This window comes from Leucothrix mucor DSM 2157 (assembly GCF_000419525.1).
Taxonomy (GTDB): Bacteria; Pseudomonadota; Gammaproteobacteria; order Thiotrichales; family Thiotrichaceae; genus Leucothrix; species Leucothrix mucor.
Map to the genome: position 1 here is coordinate 4,926,389 of NZ_ATTE01000001.1, position 18,839 is coordinate 4,945,227.

The 18,839-nt window shown below is 46.2% G+C and carries 20 protein-coding genes; 18 read left to right on the forward strand and 2 right to left on the reverse strand.

The genetic code is table 11. From position 1 onward, the window contains the following. Window position 1: 1 nt before the first annotated feature. Window positions 2-952, reverse strand: coding sequence for a tripartite tricarboxylate transporter substrate binding protein (locus tag LEUMU_RS0122600; RefSeq protein ID WP_022954575.1), 951 nt, complete (start codon window positions 950-952; stop codon window positions 2-4). 131 nt (window positions 953-1,083) lie between these two features. Between LEUMU_RS0122600 and LEUMU_RS27365 the strand changes: the two genes are divergently transcribed. From LEUMU_RS27365 to LEUMU_RS27370, 4 genes are all read left to right on the forward strand, one after another. Beyond that, window positions 1,084-1,863: an IclR family transcriptional regulator gene (locus LEUMU_RS27365; RefSeq protein WP_022954576.1), complete on the forward strand. Its 780-nt coding sequence runs from the start codon at window positions 1,084-1,086 to the stop codon at window positions 1,861-1,863. After that, complete coding sequence (locus tag LEUMU_RS0122610; protein WP_022954577.1) at window positions 1,860-2,528, forward strand: HAD-IA family hydrolase; 669 nt, start codon at window positions 1,860-1,862, stop codon at window positions 2,526-2,528. Before LEUMU_RS27365 ends, LEUMU_RS0122610 begins: the two co-directional genes overlap by 4 nt. Continuing rightward, window positions 2,521-3,891 (forward strand): aspartate aminotransferase family protein, encoded by a 1,371-nt coding sequence (locus tag LEUMU_RS0122615; protein ID WP_022954578.1) that lies wholly within the window; start codon window positions 2,521-2,523, stop codon window positions 3,889-3,891. Before LEUMU_RS0122610 ends, LEUMU_RS0122615 begins: the two co-directional genes overlap by 8 nt. An 88-nt stretch (window positions 3,892-3,979) precedes the next feature. Further along, window positions 3,980-4,192, forward strand: coding sequence for a Uma2 family endonuclease (locus LEUMU_RS27370; protein ID WP_022954579.1), 213 nt, complete (start codon window positions 3,980-3,982; stop codon window positions 4,190-4,192). Between the two features lie 72 nt (window positions 4,193-4,264). Here the strand turns inward: LEUMU_RS27370 and LEUMU_RS29365 are convergent, their stop codons facing one another. Beyond that, a complete protein-coding gene (locus LEUMU_RS29365) occupies window positions 4,265-4,399 on the reverse strand; it encodes a hypothetical protein (protein ID WP_281169943.1) in 135 nt (44 codons plus the stop codon). A 168-nt stretch (window positions 4,400-4,567) separates the two neighbouring features. Here LEUMU_RS29365 and hpaR point away from each other — a divergent pair, with 168 nt between their 5' ends. The 14 genes from hpaR (at window position 4,568) to LEUMU_RS0122695 (ending at window position 18,751) form a co-directional block, all read left to right on the forward strand. Further along, window positions 4,568-4,984, forward strand: coding sequence for a homoprotocatechuate degradation operon regulator HpaR (hpaR, locus tag LEUMU_RS27375; RefSeq protein ID WP_281169954.1), 417 nt, complete (start codon window positions 4,568-4,570; stop codon window positions 4,982-4,984). Between the two features lie 228 nt (window positions 4,985-5,212). After that, window positions 5,213-6,721 (forward strand): 5-carboxymethyl-2-hydroxymuconate semialdehyde dehydrogenase, encoded by a 1,509-nt coding sequence (hpaE, locus tag LEUMU_RS0122635; RefSeq protein WP_022954582.1) that lies wholly within the window; start codon window positions 5,213-5,215, stop codon window positions 6,719-6,721. 4 nt (window positions 6,722-6,725) lie between these two features. Beyond that, window positions 6,726-8,198: an NAD-dependent succinate-semialdehyde dehydrogenase gene (locus LEUMU_RS0122640; protein ID WP_022954583.1), complete on the forward strand. Its 1,473-nt coding sequence runs from the start codon at window positions 6,726-6,728 to the stop codon at window positions 8,196-8,198. A gap of 4 nt (window positions 8,199-8,202) precedes the next feature. Next, on the forward strand, window positions 8,203-9,066 hold the full coding sequence (locus tag LEUMU_RS0122645; RefSeq protein ID WP_022954584.1) for a fumarylacetoacetate hydrolase family protein: 864 nt from the start codon (window positions 8,203-8,205) through the stop codon (window positions 9,064-9,066). 33 nt (window positions 9,067-9,099) lie between these two features. Continuing rightward, a complete protein-coding gene (locus LEUMU_RS0122650; RefSeq protein ID WP_022954585.1) occupies window positions 9,100-10,137 on the forward strand; it encodes a TRAP transporter substrate-binding protein in 1,038 nt (345 codons plus the stop codon). A 56-nt stretch (window positions 10,138-10,193) separates the two neighbouring features. Continuing rightward, on the forward strand, window positions 10,194-10,700 hold the full coding sequence (locus LEUMU_RS27380) for a TRAP transporter small permease (RefSeq protein ID WP_022954586.1): 507 nt from the start codon (window positions 10,194-10,196) through the stop codon (window positions 10,698-10,700). Beyond that, on the forward strand, window positions 10,697-12,013 hold the full coding sequence (locus LEUMU_RS0122660) for a TRAP transporter large permease (RefSeq protein WP_022954587.1): 1,317 nt from the start codon (window positions 10,697-10,699) through the stop codon (window positions 12,011-12,013). The genes LEUMU_RS27380 and LEUMU_RS0122660 overlap by 4 nt, the downstream gene beginning before the upstream one ends. 58 nt (window positions 12,014-12,071) lie before the next feature. After that, entirely contained in the window at window positions 12,072-14,000 is a 1,929-nt protein-coding gene (locus tag LEUMU_RS0122665; protein ID WP_022954588.1) for an FAD-dependent monooxygenase, read from the forward strand. 41 nt (window positions 14,001-14,041) lie between these two features. Then, window positions 14,042-14,428, forward strand: coding sequence for a 5-carboxymethyl-2-hydroxymuconate isomerase (locus LEUMU_RS0122670; RefSeq protein ID WP_022954589.1), 387 nt, complete (start codon window positions 14,042-14,044; stop codon window positions 14,426-14,428). Between the two features lie 46 nt (window positions 14,429-14,474). Next, window positions 14,475-15,278 (forward strand): 2-oxo-hept-4-ene-1,7-dioate hydratase, encoded by an 804-nt coding sequence (gene hpaH / locus LEUMU_RS0122675; protein WP_022954590.1) that lies wholly within the window; start codon window positions 14,475-14,477, stop codon window positions 15,276-15,278. Window positions 15,279-15,292: 14 nt separating this feature from the next. Beyond that, window positions 15,293-16,090 (forward strand): aldolase/citrate lyase family protein, encoded by a 798-nt coding sequence (locus tag LEUMU_RS0122680; protein WP_022954591.1) that lies wholly within the window; start codon window positions 15,293-15,295, stop codon window positions 16,088-16,090. Then, the gene (locus LEUMU_RS27385; RefSeq protein WP_022954592.1) at window positions 16,091-16,456 is read left to right on the forward strand and encodes an Aromatic-ring-opening dioxygenase LigAB, LigA subunit; all 366 of its coding nucleotides are present in this window, start codon (window positions 16,091-16,093) and stop codon (window positions 16,454-16,456) included. Continuing rightward, a complete protein-coding gene (locus LEUMU_RS0122690) occupies window positions 16,453-17,271 on the forward strand; it encodes a DODA-type extradiol aromatic ring-opening family dioxygenase (RefSeq protein ID WP_022954593.1) in 819 nt (272 codons plus the stop codon). The genes LEUMU_RS27385 and LEUMU_RS0122690 overlap by 4 nt, the downstream gene beginning before the upstream one ends. 457 nt (window positions 17,272-17,728) lie before the next feature. Beyond that, window positions 17,729-18,751 (forward strand): IS110 family RNA-guided transposase, encoded by a 1,023-nt coding sequence (locus LEUMU_RS0122695; protein WP_022950591.1) that lies wholly within the window; start codon window positions 17,729-17,731, stop codon window positions 18,749-18,751. Window positions 18,752-18,839: the final 88 nt, after the last annotated feature.

Sequence of the window (18,839 nt, forward strand, 5' to 3'; positions counted from 1 at the left end):
CTTATTCTTCAAGTACTTTGTCTAACACTTTGAGTGTTTCAAGGTCCGCTTCAATCTGCTTGTTAGAAGCTTCTGCATCCTGCCAGTAGATTAGTGCACCAGTTTCTGCCGCCAGTTTTTTTGCCGCATCAGAAGCGATCACTTTCTTAGCAGAGGCAATGATCTTGTCGCGGGCAATCTGAGGGGTGTCTTTATGTACAAACAAACCATTCCACAATGAGACGTTTAACTCAGGCACCAGCTCAGCAACCGTTGGAACATCGGGCGTCAATGGAATGCGTTCTGCACCGATGGAGGCAATGATTTTAACGTCATCTATACAAGGGAGTATTTGCTGCAAAGTGGTATTCATTACATCAACATCACCCGAGGCTAAAGTGTTGCAGTTCAGGTCATCGAATGCCGCGTCAGAGCCGAACTCAAAGCCTTTTTCTTTGGCCAGTGCCAGTGTTACCCGTGTTGGAATGAGTTGTGCACCAAAGTGGCCGAGCGCCAAATCATTGTCTTTAGCATAGGCTACTAAGCCATCAATATCGTCGTAAGGGGCATCTTTACCGGCAGCGATAACAAATGGGTAGGTAAAGAAATTACCCAATGGCTCAAATGGGTTTGGTGTTAACTCGGGAATTCCAATTTGTGGTCCAATCGTTGGAACCGCAATAATGAATGAGCCTACGGTGTAACCATCTGCTGGTGCTTTGGCCACTTCAACCGCGCCGGGGAAAGGCCCACCACCACCACCAGGTTTGTTTACGACAGCGGCTGCAACGCCATAATCTTTTTGAAATTCTTCTGCAATCATTCGCGTCAAAACATCTTCCAAATCGCCAGGTGGCCAAGGCACCACAAAGGAGACCGGTTTTTCAGGGTACTCGGCGACAGCCGCAGTTGAAGCCAGTAGTGCTGTGCAAGACACGCTAAGTGCCAATGCAACGGATAATAATTTGCGCATGTAAATCCTCCAAAGAATTATTTCAATTACAATCGGTTCACTATTGTCACCGATGGTGTAAATAATTATTGCAATTAAAAAGCGCTTGTGTCAATAATTTATTGCATAAAGCGATTAACACGGGAGAACACATGAAAACGGTCGACAAGGCTGTCAAGCTGCTCAATCTATTCAGCGTTTCACAACCAGAGATTGGATTAAGCGAGCTGGCGCGAATGGCAAACTATGATAAGGCGGCGACACGACGTTTTCTGGTTGCCTTGCAAAATCATCAATTTATTGAGCAAAACTCTGAGACTAAAGCGTACCGCTTGGGCATTGGTTTTATCCATCTTGCTAAGGTTCGTGAAGCCACGATGCCTTTAGAGGTTGTTATCCAGCCGGCGCTGACGCGCTTGATGGAGCGCACCAATGAAACGTCGCACGGAAGCCTGATGGTCAATGGCAATCTGTCGAGTATTGGCATCAGCTTTCCTGCTCGTGGTAATCGTGCGCATTTAGAGTTGGGCGAGATTTTGCCACTGCATGCAACGGCTTCCGGCATTGTATTTCAGGCTTTCTCTGGTGGTATCAAACTGGACGACTTATCAGCGTACACCGATTCGACGACTACCGACCCAGATAAGCTCACCCAAATTATTACTGAGACACGCCAGCGAGGTTACGCCGTCGCCAGTGGCTTTTACTGTAATGAAGTCACGGGTATGGCAACGCCTTACTTTGATGCAAATGGCAAGCCAATGGGATGTATTGCGGTGGCGACTCCCAGCTCACGCTTGACGAATGATTTGCAGCAAATCATTCAAAATGCGCTGTTTACTGAAGCGCAATACATTACTAAAGCAATTGGTGGAAAGATTCCGCCAAGCTATCAGTCCTTTATTTCATCGTTAGAGGAGCACGCGGCATGAGCCAAGCCCCTGCGTTAGTTCTAGACTTTGGTGGAGTTATCTCCCGTACCATTTTTGAAACTCATGACCTGAGTGAAAAAGCCTTGGGTGTTCCTAGAGGAACGCTTACGTGGCCCGGGCCGTTTGCGCCTGAGCAAGATCCGCTGTGGCAAGCCATGCAAAATGACGAGATCAGTGAGCGGGATTACTGGCTAACACGCGCCAAACAAGTCGGCGAACTGGTCGGTGAAAACTGGACTACCATGCAGCAATTCGTGCAAGCCGTGCGGGGTAATGATGTGATGGCTGTGATTCGACCTGAGTTTTTAGCCACGATCGATGCAGCTAAAAAAGCCGGCTATCAACTGGCTATTTTATCCAATGAGCTGGATTTGTTTTACGGGAAGGATTTTAGAAAACAGTGCGCTTTTCTGGATGACTTCGACCTCATTGTCGATGCCACGTATACCGAAATTCTGAAACCTGATCCTCGCGCTTATCAATTAGTGACCGATGGTTTAGGCCTTGCGGCAGAGCACTGTGTGTTTGTCGATGACCAATTACGCAATATCCGTGGCGCTGAAGCCGTGGGTATGCAAACCGTACATTTTAACGTAATGCAACCAGCCGCGAGCTATCAACAGGCGCTTGAGCTGCTGGCTAATGAAGGAGAGCACCATGACTAATCTACCTGAAGCAACAGGTTTCGAGCACTTGACCGGACACGACCAGTCCTTCTGGCACCCAATGACTCACCCTGCGGATGCATTGGCTAATCCTGCGCGGATTTTTGTGAAAGCAGAAGGCGTCGAGATAACCGATAACACCGGACATACTGTGTTGGATGCAGTGGGGGGCTTGTGGAATGTGAACTTGGGCTACTCCTGTGAGCCCGTGAAAAAGGCGATCAGCGATCAGCTGCAACAGATGCCTTACTACTCCTCCTTTCGTGGTACGACAACCGCACCTGTGCTTGAGTTGGCCAGCAGTTTGAAAGAATGGTTTGCAGAAGATGGAATGACTCGTTCGTTCTTCACCTCAGGTGGTTCTGATTCGGTTGAGACTTGCCTGCGACTGGCGCGTCAGTATCATAAAGTCCGTGGCGATAAAGACCGTTACAAATTTATCGGTTTGAAAAAAGGCTACCACGGGACTCATTTTGGCGGCGCATCGGTCAACGGCAACTCTAACTTCCGTCGAAACTACGAGCCGCTGATGCCAGGTACTTATCACATTCCTGCCCCGTGGACTTACCGTAACCCGTTCAATACGACAGACCCTGTTGAGATTGCCAAGCTGTGTGCTGCCTTGCTGGAAGAAGAGATTAAATTCCAGGGCGCGGATACCGTTGCTGCGTTCATTATGGAGCCAGTGCTAGGTGCCGGTGGCGTTATCGTGCCGCATGAAACCTTTATGCCGATGGTGCGTGAAATTTGTGATCGCCACGGTGTATTGCTAATTGCCGATGAGGTGATCACTGCGTTTGGCCGTACTGGTTCTTGGTCTGGCTCTCGTCATTGGGGTGTTAAACCTGATTTGATGGCGACTGCAAAAGCAATCAGTAACGCTTATTTCCCAGTTGGCGCAGTCATGATTAATGACAAAGTGGCTGAAGCCTTTGAGTCTAACAAAGACGCAATGGGCGCTATCGGACACGGTTACACCTATTCAGGGCATCCTGTGGGTTGTGCTGCGGCTGTCGCTACCTTGGCAGAGACTAAGCGCTTGAACGTGGCTGCAAACGCCGCTGCGCGGGGTGAAGAGCTGCAGTCTGGTTTGAAAGCATTGATGGCAAAGCATAACAAAGTGGGTGATGCGCGTGGTGTCGGCCTAATGGGGTGCTTGGAGATGGTTGCTGACCGTGAGAGCAAATCACCTCTGGATAAAGGTTCAATGGAAGCGGTTGCCGACGCGGCTTATGAAGATGGCGTGATTGTTAGAACCTCGGGGAATAATATTATTGTTTCTCCGCCATTAATTATTACGAGCAGCGATGTGCAACGCATCTTAAACGCGCTTGATACCGGCTTGAGTACTATTAAGGCTTAAATCGGCAGATGCCAAAGTGAGGTGGTTAACCGCCTCACTTTGACAGTAGAACAGCTGAGGGCTAATCTGGTGATCTCCACCTGTGAACATGAAGCTGGCTAACAGTCTATTCAATCATCTAAGCAATAGTCCTTGTCAGGTATTTCAGTCTGATATGAAGGTCGCGATCGATGCTTTGGATGACACCCGCTATTACTATCCTGATGTGCAGGTTAGCTGCGAAGAAGAACACGACGATTATGTAAACCGGTCGCCATGCCTGATTATTGAGGTCTTATCGGGTCGCCATGGTGCCGCCTAAAAACACAATGCCATCGAAGCGCCTTTGCCGGAGGAGATCAGTCGCCAATAGGGAGGCACCGGCGGCCATCACCTATATCGCTTTGTTTTCACTATTGAAATCAATGGCAGCCTGAATGGAGCTACCAGCGACTTCGGCGACTTGATGCTTGGAGATATCCTTTGGCTGTTCAGGGTCGCCTAGCACGCTCACATCCATGGTCAACACGCCACCGCCGGGCTTGAGCGCTTTGTTCTACGCTGTGTATAATCGAGTATTAATCGAAGATATAGACAAAGATCGCGGAAAAGTAACCCAGCTCCCATTACCTTCATGAAATCATCCAAATCACTGATATAAGCAACCATTATGCGTAAATTCGAACGATCACTGCCCATGTCCTTACTGATAGCTCGAGAGTCGGTGATGAAAAAATTCATACCTTATTTGCGTGAGCATAAACTTTCACCACAACAATGGCGTGTACTTCGTGCATTGTTTGATAGTGAAGGTGTTGAAATGACTGACCTTTCAAAAATATGTTTTCTACTGCTGCCTAGTCTTTCAAGAATCATTCAAAACTTAGAGTCGCGCGACATTGTACTAAGAAGCAAAAGTCCAATAGATCAACGCCGTTCAATTATCAGTCTGACTGCATACGGAAAGGAGCTGGTAGAGCAAATGGCCCCAGAATCTGAAGCGCGCTATGCACATATCACTGACAAATTCGGTTACGAAAAACTAGAGTTACTTTACGGACTATTAGACGAGTTAGTTGAGAAGTTAGAAGAGAGTGAAGAAGATAAATCGTAAGAATTTACACCCATTGTAAACTCCCCCCATCACCGACGACCTTTATTTATTTTTCAAGATAGCGTTTGACATAAATAATTTTACTGCTTATTATTTTGTTACTTAACAGGTTAAGTATATATGGTTTTCACCCATCACAACGTATATACATAACTCGCGCCACAACACCCCGACATGTGTCTGCGCTAGTTATTCAATGGCAACACTATCGATTTGGAGGAGTAAAATATGAGTACGCTGGATAAGAACTTAGAGAAGCTGGATGGTTATCTCGCTCGTTTTAAAGAAACCGGTATCCTGAATAGAATTAATGGTGTTGATCAATCTGGATCAGCAGGGGTATTTCAATCGATTAGCCCAGTAGATAAGAGCCTGATATGCGATGTCACTCGTGGCACTGAAGCTGACGTTGACCTTGCTGCTCAAGCGGCTGCCGATGCTTTTCCAGCATGGCGAGATATGAAGGCGCTAGATAGAAAGCAAATCCTTCACAATATTGCAGATGGTATTGAAGCTCGCGCCGAAGAGATTGCACTTTGTGAGTGCTGGGACACTGGTCAAACTATTCGCTTTATGGCAAAAGCTGCGATACGTGGCGCTGAAAACTTCAGGTTCTTTGCGGACAAAGTGGAGTCAGCTCGCGACGGTCAACACCTTCAATCGCCTACGTTGATGAACTTGACTACCCGCAAGCCCATTGGCCCTGTTGGAGTTATCACGCCGTGGAATACCCCCTTTATGCTATCAACCTGGAAGATTGCTCCCGCACTTGCAGCAGGTTGTACCGTAGTACACAAGCCAGCTGAAGACTCTCCGCTGAGCGCACGCATTCTGGTTGAAATCGCTGAAGCAGCAGGCTTACCTAAAGGTGTTCTCAATACAGTTAATGGTTACGGCCATGATGCAGGTAAGCGCCTGACTGAACATCCTTTAATAAAGGCAATTGCTTTTGTTGGTGAAAGCCGCACCGGAAGTATTATCACAAAGCAGGGCGCTGATACGCTAAAACGCATGCACTTAGAGTTGGGTGGTAAAAACCCAGTCATCGTATTTGAAGATGCTGACCTTGATCGTGCATTAGATGCCGTGTTGTTTATGATCTATTCGATCAATGGCGAGCGTTGCACCTCATCGTCACGCTTGTTGATACAAGAGTCTGTGCGTGAAGCGTTCGAAGCAAAACTTATCGAGCGCGTGAATAACATCAAAGTTGGCCACCCGCTTAATCCTGAAACGGAGATCGGCCCGCTGGTGACAGAAGAGCATTACAACAAAGTGTGTAGCTATTTTGACATCGCAAAAGAAGACGGTGCGACGGTTGCGGCTGGTGGCGTGAAGTTGGGCGACGCAGGGTATTTCATCAGACCAACGCTATTCACGCATGCCAATAACCAAATGCGCATTGCCCGGGAAGAAATATTTGGCCCGGTGTTAACCTCCATTCCATTTTCAACCGAAGAAGAAGCGCTGGCGATTGCTAATGACAGCCCTTATGGCTTAGCAGGCTACGTGTGGACTAATGATTTGACGCGTGCTTTGCGATTCACCGATCAGCTCGAAACCGGCATGATTTGGGTGAACAGTGAAAACGTGCGTCATTTGCCATCGCCGTTTGGTGGGGTTAAATCCTCGGGTATTGGTCGGGACGGTGGTGATTGGTCATTTGAGTTCTACATGGAGCAAAAGCACATCGGTATTGCCCTTGGCCACCACAAAATTATGCGGTTAGGTGCCTAATATTATGTTTGATCTAAAGGATAAAAGCTTACTCCGTGAAGCAGCGCTAGTCGGTACTCGATGGGTCGCTGCCACAGAGGACTCGCGCATTGAGGTCACTGAACCGGCCACTAATACAGTGATTGGATATGTGCCTAAATTAGGCGCAGATGAGACGCGTGAAGCAATCGAAACGGCTGAGGCGATGCGTCACGGCTGGGCGAAGCGTACGGCTAAGGAGCGCAGCAACACTCTTAATGAGTGGTATCGCCTGATTATGGACAATCAGGATGATCTTGCGGCCATCCTGACCGCAGAGCAAGGTAAGCCACTGGCCGAAAGCAAAGCGGAAATCGCTTATGGTGCAAGCTTTATTGAATGGTTTGCTGACGAATGCCGTCGGGCTTATGGCGATATTACGCCTGGCCATGCAGCGGATAAGCGCATTATTACGATCAAGCAGCCCATCGGTGTTGTCGCAGCGATTACCCCATGGAATTTTCCCTGCGCGATGATCACGCGAAAAGTGGGGCCAGCACTGGCCGCAGGCTGTTCGGTGGTATTAAAACCGGCTTCGCAAACACCTTTCTCCGCTATTGCACTCGCAGTTTTAGCCGAGCGTGCGGGTATTCCTGCTGGATTGTTTTCAGTGCTGACAGGGTCTGCTTCAGCGATAGGTGCTGAAATGACGAGTAACCCAATCGTTCAAAAGTTGACGTTTACCGGCTCGACTGAGATTGGCTCGCTACTCTATGCGCAATGCGCGCCGACCATTAAAAAGCTGGGACTTGAGTTGGGCGGTAATGCTCCGTTTATTGTTTTCGATGATGCTGATATTGATGCAGCGGTTGAAGGCGCGATCGTGGCTAAGTTTCGTAACAATGGTCAAACCTGCGTATGCGCCAACCGGATCTATATACAAGCGGGTGTCTATGATGCATTTGCTGAAAAGCTCTCTGCTCGCTTGGCGACACTGTCGGTTGGAAATGGTTTTGATGAAGGCACTGTGTTTGGGCCATTGATCGATCAGGCGGCTGTTGAGAAAGTTCAGGAGCACGTGAATGATGCGAAAGCGAAAGGCGCTCATGTGTTGCTTGGTGGCAATCCACATGCGTTGGGCGGTACGTTCTTCGAACCGACCATTCTGACGGGTGTAACGGCAGAAATGGCTGTTGCTGGCGAGGAGACTTTTGGCCCTATCGCCCCGTTGTTTAAATTTGATACCGAAGCCGAAGTGATTAAAGCGGCAAATGACACCGAGTTTGGCCTTGCCTCGTACTTTTATACCCGTGACCTTGCACGTACCTGGCGTGTGAGTGAAGCACTGGATTCTGGCATGGTGGGCGTCAATACCGGCTTGATTTCAACCGCTGAGGCGCCGTTTGGTGGCGTCAAGATGTCGGGTATTGGCCGTGAAGGCTCACGTCATGGGCTTGATGACTTTTTTGAACTGAAATACATCTGTATGGGCGGCATCAATGACGCCGATGAGGAATAAAATAATGAAATACGCAACTTACACAGCCAATGGAAACACGTTCTACGGCGCAATTAACGATGAAGGTGCGATTGCACTGTCGCCAGAATTTCCGCAATGGCCGACCTTATATGATGTCATCGTGGCTGATGGGCTTAACGAACTCGCGACTGCGGCTGCGAACAAAGCGGTCACGCATACCGAATTCGATTATGAAATGGTCATGCCTAATGCCCCTCGCATTTTATGTGTTGGTGTGAACTTCCCAGACCGCAATGCTGAATACAAAGATGGACAAGAGCAGCCAAAATTCATGTCGCTGTTTCCACGCTTTGCCAGTGGTTTCACAGGCCATAATCGCAACTTGGTTAGACCACCTGAAAACCACACGCTGGATTACGAAGGTGAAGTCGCGATTGTGATTGGTAAAGGTGGTCGCCGCATCCAACAAGCGGATGCTTACGATCATATTGCGGCGTTAACACTCTGCAACGAAGGCACGATTCGGGACTGGGTACGCCACGCTAAATTTAATGTGACTCAAGGTAAAAACTGGGATAAATCAGGCGCTATTGGTCCTTGGCTGGTGCCTTTTACCGATGCTGCACAGATTGATGATGCAAGAATCATTACACGAGTAAATGGTGAGGTCCGTCAGGACGATGTGCTGTCTCGCATGATGTTCCCTATTCGTAAAGAGATTGAATACATTTCGACGTTTATGACGTTAAAACCAGGCGACATTATTGTTACCGGCACACCAACAGGTGCAGGTGCTCGTTTAGATCCACCGCAATACCTCAAGCCCGGCGACCGAGTTGAAATAGACGTTGAAGGGATCGGTATATTGAGTAATGGAATCGAAGACGAAATCGTTTCAAAGAAGTAAATTTAGATAGAAAATACAATGGAGGAAACATCAATGAAAAACTTTTTAAATAAGTTCATCATTTCGACAGCGACTGCCGCGACAGTATCGTTGTGTACGCTCGGCTCAGTAGCCTATGCAGATACTACTCTTGCATTATCAAGTTGGCTTCCACCTCGCCATCCTATTGTTGCTGGTGCGATTAAGCCTTGGGCTAAAGAAATTAAGAAAGTGACTGACGGTCGAGTAACTGTACGTGTTCTAGCTAAACCAATGGGTGCTCCACCGGCTCATTATGATATGGCACAAAAGGGGATTGCGGATATCACCTACGGCCTACACAGTTTTACAACTGATGACCGTTTTGTTCGCTCTCGTATCGGCCAATTTTCTTTTCTGGCAAATGATGCGGTGAGTGGTTCAAAAGCTTTTTGGGAAGTCTATGGCAACCAATTAGAGGCTCAAAAAGAGCATGAAGGAACGAAACTCTTAGGGCTATTTATCCATGGTCCTGGAGAGCTTCATAATAACAAGCATGAAATAAAGTCTACGGATGATCTTGCAGGTTTAAAGCTACGTGTACCTGGCGGCTATGTTTCAGAGTTGATGGCAAACCTGGGTTCGACCACCTTGTTTATGTCTACTGGTGAAGTTTATGAAAAACTGACGCGTGGCGTTATCGATGGTGTGACATTCCCTATGGATGTTCTGCATGCATTTAAACTGTCGAAAAATGTTAAGCACACCATGATAGTCCCTGGCGGTCTTTACAATACGAGCTGGTTTCTAGCGATGAATGAAGATAAGTGGAATGAAATCTCTAAAGAAGATCAAGCGGCTATAGAAGCACTTTCAGGAGCAGCCTTCGCAGAACGAGTAGGTAAGGCTTGGGATGAAGCAGATGCTAAAGGTATCGCAGCGGGTAAAAAAGATAAGGTAAACGTCTACGATACGCCATCAAGTGTGCTTGAAGCGATTAAAGCGAATGCTAACACGCTAGAGAGCGAGTGGGTCGAGTCCATCAAAGCAGATGGTTATGACGGAAAAGCTGCGCTAGAGAAGTTCCGAGCGCTTACAGCTGTCGTTTACTAAGTAATGAAAAAGTATCAACTCCACAGCAAAAGCACTATTGAAAATGGGAGGATAAAATGCGTTCAGTTCTAGAAAAAACGTTAGGTTTGGCGGCAGCATTGATTTTGTTCTGTTTGATCTGTGTTACCTGTGTAGATGTTGTGGGTCGGTACTTTTTCGATTCACCACTAGCGGGTGCTTTCGAGTTGACAGAAGTCATGTTGGCAGCACTTGTGTTTGCAGCATTCCCACTGGCCACTGAGCGTCGCGAACATGTGGAGGTCGATTTACTAGGCATGAAGCTAGGCCCTGCGGCTAATCGCGTGCTTTCAGTCTTTAGCGGAGCGTTTTCGTTTGCGTTATTGACTACATTTTCATGGCGTTTATTTATCCACGCGCATGAGATTGCGGCAGATGGGGCTACAACGAATGCTCTAACCATACCACTCTCGCCGTTTGTTTATATAGCAGCCTCAAGTGCACTCTTGAGCGGTTTAATCGCGTTAGTGCGAGGCTTTTATCCTTCGGCTGATGCCGTGGTGGAAAATCAAGATAGCAGCAAAGCTGAGAGGGTCGTTAAATGATTGAGTCACTATTAGGCTTTGCTGTTCTTTTTACTCTAATACTCCTGCGTGTACCCATCGCGTTTGCAATGTCTGCAGTAGGTGGTATTGGTTTTGCTTTACTCAATGGATGGAGTCCTGCGTGGTATATGACAGGACAAGTCGTCTTTGATACAACATTAAGTTATAGCTTGTCGGTCATTCCTTTATTTATCTTCATGGGAAATATGCTGGCCAGTTCTGGCGCAGCTCACGGCCTTTTTGCAGGCGCAAACCGATTGTTTGGCGGTATGCGTGGTGGTGTCGCGATGGCTTCCGTCTTTTCCTGTGGTGGGTTTTCAGCCGTTTGCGGATCATCTCTGGCGACTGCTGCAACCATGTCAAAAGTCGCTATGCCGTCAATGCGCAAGTTTGGCTATGCAGACAGCTTAGCAACAGGTTCGATCGCTGCTGGTGGCACACTCGGTATATTAATCCCGCCGAGCGTTATTCTCATCATCTACGGACTACTCACCGAGTCAAATATAGGGTTACTCTTTATTGCCGGGATCATTCCGGGGATTGTTGGCGTTGTTTTTTATCTGATTGCAGTGATGGTTGCGGTCAAGCTAAACCCAGAGTTAGCACCTGTCGAAGAAAATCCTGAACCGATGAATCGTGGAGACATCATTGGCGTCTTCAGTGTAGTCGGGCTGTTCTTATTTATCATGATAGGGATCTATGGTGGGTTTTTCACACCCACTGAAGCAGCGGGTATGGGGGCTGGTGCGTCGGTGATTATTGCGCTTGCCTTACGAAAAATGACTATGTCGTCTTTCTTCGGGGCCATTTTAGATAGCATTCGTGCTACTGCAATGATTTTTGCCGTCATCATTGGTGCTGAACTATTTACCAACTTCATCAATTTTGCAGGCCTACCTGAGGCTCTATCTGAATTTGTGGTTGGTGCTGAATTATCTGCTTGGATGGTCATCGCAATTATCATCGTCATTTATATGATTTTGGGTTGCGTGCTGGAAAGTCTGTCGATGATTTTGTTAACCGTTCCTATCTTTTATCCACTGATGTATGAACTAGAGTTCGCGAACGAATTATTGCAAGACCCTGAGTACGCCCTTATCTGGTTCGCCATTGTGGTTGTCGTAGCCACTGAGATCAGTCTTATTACACCGCCCGTTGGTATGAACGTCTTTGTACTCAAAGGAGTGCTGAAGGACGTCTCACTCGAAACCATATTTAAAGGTGTTTTACCTTTCTGGATCGCGGATATATGTCGTTTATTGTTGTTGGTTAGCTTCCCCATTATCTCGCTTTGGCTAGTGGATAAGATGTAAATAAAGGGACGCCAGACAGCTAATGATAAATATACAAATGAGTTAGGAGATTTATAACATGCAATACCACCTAAATGGTTTTAAACCTGGTAACTACCAGATTCCCGATGCGATTAGAAAGCCTGACCCTCTACCGCCGATAGTAGATCTTCCAACGGAAGTCGATGTGTTAATTGTTGGTTGTGGGCCTGCGGGACTTACGATGGCTAGACAGTTAGCTGAGTTTACTGACATCACAACCTGCATCGTTGACTTGCAAGAAGGTCCGTTGTTGTTTGGTCGTGCTGATGGTATTTCGTGTCGTACCATAGAAATCATGGAAGCTTTCAACAGCAGTGACATGGTGGTGAAAGAGACTTACCAACTAAACCAAAATACTTTCTGGGAGCCTGACAGCGACAACCCTGAAAAGATAAAACGGACGCATAAAATACCTGATGCGAGACTTGGATTGTCTGAGTTTCAACATGGCATTGTTAATCAGGCACGACTTCACCAGTTATTGCTGGAAGGCATGAAAAACTCAGTCACCGGCCTTGTTCCTCATTACAGTCGTCGCTTACTGGAGTTAGACGTTGACGCTGAGTTGACGCAGGACTTAAATGCCCATCCTATCACTGCAACGTTTGAACGTGCGGATCAGTCTGAATCACCTAAAGTTGAAACCGTACGCGCCCGATACGTTGTTGGTAGTGATGGCGCAAGAAGTGCTGTCCGAAAAAACCTAAAAATAGCATTGGAAGGCGATTCAGCAAATAAAGCATGGGGTGTTATGGATCTGTTATTAGTGACAGATTTTCCTGACATTCGCGTTAAGAGCTTTATCCAATCGAAAGAACACGGCGCAGTGATGACTATTCCGCGAGAAGGCGGTTATTTGGTTCGATTTTATATAGAGCTTGGCCTATTGGAAAAAGGTCAACGAGCTGGAGATCTGGATCTTAAAGCTGAAGACGTTATCGCTAAAGCACAGCAAATTATGTCGCCGTATACGTTAGATGTTAAAGAAGTGGCATGGTGGTCAATCTACGAGGTTGGGCAGCGTGTAGCTGAGCGCTTTGACGATACACCGGTTGGTAATCCAGAAGGTCTTATTCCTCGCGCGTTTGTTTCTGGTGATGCCTGTCATACCCATAGCCCGAAAGGTGGTTGGGGGTTGAATACTTCACTACCCGATACGTTTAATCTTGGCTGGAAAGTGGCTGCTGTTTTACAAGGTAAATGTAAGCCTGAACTACTACAGACCTATGCTTTAGAGCGTCGCAAAGTTGCATTACAACTCATTGATGCCGATAGACAATTATCAAAGCTAGTAGCGACACAGCCGTCATCTACTAACGATAAAACAGAAGCTAAAACGAATACTGCTGACATTGAGAAGTTCATGGCTCGGCAAAATGGCTTTGTCGCTGGTACTGCTATCGAATATTACCCGTCATACATATGCACGGGCGCAGAGAATCAACATTTAGCCGCTGGGTTTAAGATTGGTCAACGATTCCATTCTGCACAAGCAATACAAATAGCGGATGGTAGACGACAGCATTTAGGACACCTCAATAAAGCGGATGGTCGCTGGCGCATTTTCATTTTTGGTAATGAACAAAACCCAACTGAAAGCTCATCGGAGTCTTACAAGTTGGTAGAGTTTTTGGCCAACGATGAGTCATCACCTGTACGGAAATATACGCGTGAAGGTGACGATATTGACTCAGTATTTGATGTGTATGGGGTCTTCCAGCAAGACGACTTGTCAGTGACTGATTTACCAGATTTTTTATGGCCTGCTAAAGGCAAGTTCGACCTGAGAGATTATGAAAAAGTCTTCCAAGCAGAAACCGGCAACGACATTTTTGAGCTACGTAATATAGATCGCACTAGTGGTTGTATGGTTGTGGTTCGACCAGACCAACACGTTGCCAACATATTGCCGCTTAATGCTCATGCCGAACTATCAGCGTTTTTTGATGAGTTCATGATCGCTTAAAAAACGCTAAGCCACTTGTGTTGTATATATAGGAATTTTTTATGGCTCACTTTGTACTCGAATATTCTGAAAATTTAGGACTAAAAAACGACCAGGATGCTATCCAGCAATTATTTGCAGACTTGCATACTGCGGCGGAAGATACGGGGTTGTTCCCATTAAAAGGTATTCGTAGCAGAGCTTACTGCTGCGAGCAGTACCGTCTTGCGGATGGTAATCCTGAGCTTTGTTTTGCACACCTTGAAGTTAAGTTGGGTGCAGGGCGTTCATTAGAGGATAGACAGCAAGCAGCTGAGCAATTTTTTGCGGTGTTTACACAGCACTTTGACAGTGCTTTTGCTTCAAAAGGTGTTGCGCTATCGTTTGAAATGAAGGAATTAGAACCCGTTTTAAAATTCAACAAAAATAACATCCAAGATTATTTATAAGTGATTAGATCAACGTTGTAATTAAGCATTTAGATAGGAGTTAGTTGTGTTAAATAGTGATCAAATTCAAAAAGCGGCGGATGATTTATACACTGCGGAGTCTAGCAGAAAGCAAATTGATCCCCTTACTTTAACGTATCCAGATATGGATATGGAGGATGCCTATGCGATTCAGTCTTCATGGGTTAAGCGAAAAATTGAAGATGGTCGTAAAGTTGTCGGTTATAAAATAGGCTTAACCTCTCGTGTGATGCAGCGTGTGATGAACATCGAGACGCCAGACTATGGTGTGTTGTTGGATGACATGGTATTTCCTGACGGTGGCGATATTAAAACAGCTGACTTTACTGATCCTCAGATTGAAGTGGAGTTAGCGTTTGTACTCAAAGATCGTTTGTTTGGTGAGAATGTCACGGTAGAAGAAGTGATGGCCGCAACGGATTACATCATTCCAGCCTTTGAATTGATTGCTGCCCGTAGTCATCGTGTTCATCCTGAAACGGGGTATACGCGAAAGGTCTTTGACACTATTGCAGACAATGCAGCCAATGCAGGAATCATCATGGGTGGCCGTAAAGTGAAGCCCGGCGACGTTGATTTGAGATGGTGTGGTTCTATCGTCAAAGTAAATGGCGTGGTTGAGCAAACAGGCCTTGCTGCGGCGGTACTGGATCATCCCGCGAATGGTATTTGTTGGATTGCCAAGCGCTTTGCTGCTCATGGTATCGCGCTAGAACCAGGGCAGGTTTTACTCTCAGGTTCATTTACAGCACCAATGAAAGTTAAAGCCGGTGACACGGTTGTCGGTGACTATGGTGAGTTGGGTTCTATTTCAGTTAACTTTGTTTAATAGGAGCGCTTGTCATGCCACTAAAGAAAAATGCTTTTAAACAGGCGCTCAATGCAGACAAGCCATCCTTTGGTTTGTGGTTAGGGATTCCTGATACAACCGTTGCTGAAATAGGGGCGGGCGCTGGTTTTGATTGGGTACTAATTGACGCTGAACATGGCCCTTTTGATTTGAAGTCGATTATGGCTCATCTGCAAGCTGTTGAGCCATACCCTGTGTCGGCGGTTGTTCGACCTGTTGAAGGACAGACTGCGCTAATTAAACAGTTAATGGATATTGGTACTCAGACGTTACTAATTCCGATGGTGAATACCGCTGAGCAAGCTGCTGAGCTAGTTAAAGCGGCTTACTATCCTCCTGTAGGTATTAGAGGTTTAGGTACTTCTATGGCTAGAGCGGCTAACTGGAATCGCGAACCTGATTATCTTAAAAAGGCCAACGATGAAGTCTGCATAATCGTGCAAATCGAAACGTTAGAAGGTTTGAAAAATATCGAATCAATCGTGGCGGTTGAAGGCGTTGATGCGGTGTTTATTGGGCCATCAGACTTATCAGCAGCGATGGGTCATATCGGTAATCCGGGTCATCCTGAAGTGCTAGCAGCCATTGAAAATGGTTTTAAAGTTATTAATGACGCCGGCAAAAAAGCGGGTGTTTTAGCGGTGACTAAAGACTTGGTTAACCACTATGTAAATGCTGGCGCTCAATTTATTGGTGTAGGTGTAGATGCTGCCTTACTGGCGAATGCGACCAAAAAATTAGCCGCAGAATATATCGACACGAATGATACAAATGAATCGGCGGGGTATTAAATGAGTCTCTATTACACACAAAAAGTACTTTATGATCTAAATCGTGATACGAAGGTACAACAACGTTATCAAGATGATGTTGACAGTTTATTGGCTAATTACACACTAACAGATGAAGAAATATCTGCTATCACTGAGCCTGATATTGGCTTGCTGTACGTGCTGGGTGTGAATGGTCAAATCTTGATGCACTTTGCCGCTTTTCATCAAATTGCATGGGATGATTATCTTCAAGCGATGAGAGATGGTATAGAAAAGTATGGGCCTGTGAGAGAAGGGGTTTATGCAATGACTGGTGCAGGTCAAAGTTTTACTCAAGAGACAGAAGTCAGTGCTTCATTAGAGAATACAGAGGGCAAGTCATGAGCTTAGTTTATGCAGGTGTGTGTAGTCATGGGCCGGGAATTACTGCCCGTGCAGACAGAGCAGACCCAGAGTTGCGCGATGCTTTTTATGCAAACCTAGGCCAAATGCGACAGGATATTGTTGACTCTGGTGCTGAGGCATTAATTGTTATTGCTGCGGAGCATTTTGCGAACTTCTTTATGAATAACATGCCTGCTTATTGCATTGGTATGGCAGATGAGTATGAAGGACCGATTGAAGATCCGGATTGGTTAAAAATCCCTCGTACAAAAGTACCCGGTAATGCGGAGTTGTCTGAGCGTTTAATCACTGAAGTGTTGAAAACAACGGATACTGCATTTTCTCAAGAATGGAAGTTTGACCATGGCATTAGCGTGCCACTTAATTTCTTAACGCCAAATTACGATCTACCGATAATTCCCGTGAATATTAATTGCCAAGGGCCACCATTAACACCACTGCATCGTGCATGGGCGTTTGGTGAAGCGATTAGAGCAGCATGTGACGCATTACCTGAAAAAATAGCATTGGTTGGAACTGGCGGAATCTCACATTGGCCTGCAACACCGGACTCTGGAAAGATCAACAGCGAGTGGGATGCAGAGTTCATGGATCGTTTTCAGCGTAATGACAAAGAAGCCATGTTGTCATATACGAATGAAGAAACTTATAGAGATGGTGGACAGGGTGGGTATGAAATCAGAACATTGATTGCTACTGCTGCCGCTGCGCGAGGCGCTAAAGCAGATGTTCACTTTTTTGAGCCTATTCCTATTTTTGCGACTAGTTGTATTTGCGCGAAGTTTGAGTTGTAAAGCAAATGGTATTAAAAAATAGCTGCTCTTCCAAAAGAGTAGCTATGCAAGGCTAACTAATGGAAGTTGAGCCTTACTAGGGTGTTCTAGTTTAGAAAGCTAGAGGCTGATAGTAGCTTCAACTTTGTTATTACAGTGTTATTTCAAAATTAACGAGTTAACTGTTCAATTAAATATGTATTACGAACAAGTTAACTACATGGAGGAAGTATGAGTAATCAAGTTTTTGCAAGAATGTTAATTAATGGTGAGTCGAGAGAGTCAGATGATACATCTGACACCATAAACCCTGCAACAGGGGAAGCTTTTGCAACTTGCTTCTCGTTTTGGCGCAAGAACACGAAGACAACACCTTGTCTAAACGTAAGTGATGAAATGGTCTCCTCCCCTTAATCGGCATCTATGTGCCAGAATTGGAAGGTACAAATCTTACCAATACAAATGAGGAGAAGACCACATGAGTAATATTAGCGTCATTGGAATGGATTTATCAAAACAGGTTTTTCATATTGTTGGCCTAAATACTCGGCATAAAGTTGTTATCAAGAAAATGCTCAAACGGAAGCAGCTGATTACTTGGTTCTCCAATCTGCAACCCTGTCAAGTGAGTATGGAAGCCTGCGCTAGCGCTCATTACTGGGGAAGAACACTGAAAAAAATGGGATTTGAGGTGTCACTGCTGCCTGCGCAACACGTCAAAGCATTTGTTCAGGGAAATAAGAACGACTACAACGATGCACTGGCCATTGCTGAGGCAACGAGTCGCCCAAAAATTCACAATGTGCCGCTAAAAACAGTGGGACAGCAAGACCAACAAGCGATTCAGCGCATGAGAAAACAAGCAGTTCAGAGCCGAACAGCACTTTGCAACCAAACTCATGGTTTAGTTGGGGAGTACGGACTGGTTATACCTAAGGGGGTTACTGCATTACGCAAAGCTATTCCTGATTTATTGGAAGACGCTGAAAATGGATTGACCGACTTATTCCGACAGCTCCTCAAGCAGCGCCTTAATCAGTTGATTGAGTTAGAAGCGCATATTCAGTTCTATACTGACCTGCTAGTGAATCAAGCTGAACGCTGTGAGGAAATCAAACGCTTACAAAGCATTCCGGGGTTTGGCCCTATTGTTGCCAGCGCCTATTACAGTTATGTGGGTAGCGGTGAAGTATTCCGTAACGGGCGGGGTGTATCCGCTTCGTTAGGCTTAGTTCCTCGTCAGCACAGTACCGGCGGTAAAAACGTCCTGTTGGGCATTAGTAAGCGAGGTGATCAGGAACTGAGGGGGTTATTGGTTCATGGTGCCCGTGCTTTTGCCAGAGTGGCGAATAAGAAAAATGACCGCTTGAGCAGTTGGGTCTGTCAACTTATTGAGAAGCGGGGGATGAATAAGGCCACCGTTGCACTCGCGAACAAGTTAGCCCGCATTGCATGGGCGGTGACAACCAATAAAGAGGCTTATATTGCTTATCCGCGCTAGCGCATTGAAGGACGACAAGGTACGCTTTTATAATTTAAGGAAGAGTGTGTAGCTTTCTTCTACCCGTTGCAAAGGAACACTAATTGTT

Excerpts from the sequence above, each read along its gene's own strand:
- LEUMU_RS0122600 (WP_022954575.1), bottom strand. The coding sequence starts at position 952 with ATGCGCAAATTATTATCCGTTGCATTGGCACTTAGCGTGTCTTGCACA.
- LEUMU_RS27365 (WP_022954576.1), top strand. The coding sequence starts at position 1,084 with ATGAAAACGGTCGACAAGGCTGTCAAGCTGCTCAATCTATTCAGCGTT.
- LEUMU_RS0122610 (WP_022954577.1), top strand. The coding sequence starts at position 1,860 with ATGAGCCAAGCCCCTGCGTTAGTTCTAGACTTTGGTGGAGTTATCTCC.
- LEUMU_RS0122615 (WP_022954578.1), top strand. The coding sequence starts at position 2,521 with ATGACTAATCTACCTGAAGCAACAGGTTTCGAGCACTTGACCGGACAC.
- LEUMU_RS27370 (WP_022954579.1), top strand. The coding sequence starts at position 3,980 with ATGAAGCTGGCTAACAGTCTATTCAATCATCTAAGCAATAGTCCTTGT.
- hpaR (WP_281169954.1), top strand. The coding sequence starts at position 4,568 with ATGTCCTTACTGATAGCTCGAGAGTCGGTGATGAAAAAATTCATACCT.
- hpaE (WP_022954582.1), top strand. The coding sequence starts at position 5,213 with ATGAGTACGCTGGATAAGAACTTAGAGAAGCTGGATGGTTATCTCGCT.
- LEUMU_RS0122640 (WP_022954583.1), top strand. The coding sequence starts at position 6,726 with ATGTTTGATCTAAAGGATAAAAGCTTACTCCGTGAAGCAGCGCTAGTC.
- LEUMU_RS0122645 (WP_022954584.1), top strand. The coding sequence starts at position 8,203 with ATGAAATACGCAACTTACACAGCCAATGGAAACACGTTCTACGGCGCA.
- LEUMU_RS0122650 (WP_022954585.1), top strand. The coding sequence starts at position 9,100 with ATGAAAAACTTTTTAAATAAGTTCATCATTTCGACAGCGACTGCCGCG.
- LEUMU_RS27380 (WP_022954586.1), top strand. The coding sequence starts at position 10,194 with ATGCGTTCAGTTCTAGAAAAAACGTTAGGTTTGGCGGCAGCATTGATT.
- LEUMU_RS0122660 (WP_022954587.1), top strand. The coding sequence starts at position 10,697 with ATGATTGAGTCACTATTAGGCTTTGCTGTTCTTTTTACTCTAATACTC.
- LEUMU_RS0122665 (WP_022954588.1), top strand. The coding sequence starts at position 12,072 with ATGCAATACCACCTAAATGGTTTTAAACCTGGTAACTACCAGATTCCC.
- LEUMU_RS0122670 (WP_022954589.1), top strand. The coding sequence starts at position 14,042 with ATGGCTCACTTTGTACTCGAATATTCTGAAAATTTAGGACTAAAAAAC.
- LEUMU_RS0122680 (WP_022954591.1), top strand. The coding sequence starts at position 15,293 with ATGCCACTAAAGAAAAATGCTTTTAAACAGGCGCTCAATGCAGACAAG.
- LEUMU_RS27385 (WP_022954592.1), top strand. The coding sequence starts at position 16,091 with ATGAGTCTCTATTACACACAAAAAGTACTTTATGATCTAAATCGTGAT.
- LEUMU_RS0122690 (WP_022954593.1), top strand. The coding sequence starts at position 16,453 with ATGAGCTTAGTTTATGCAGGTGTGTGTAGTCATGGGCCGGGAATTACT.
- LEUMU_RS0122695 (WP_022950591.1), top strand. The coding sequence starts at position 17,729 with ATGAGTAATATTAGCGTCATTGGAATGGATTTATCAAAACAGGTTTTT.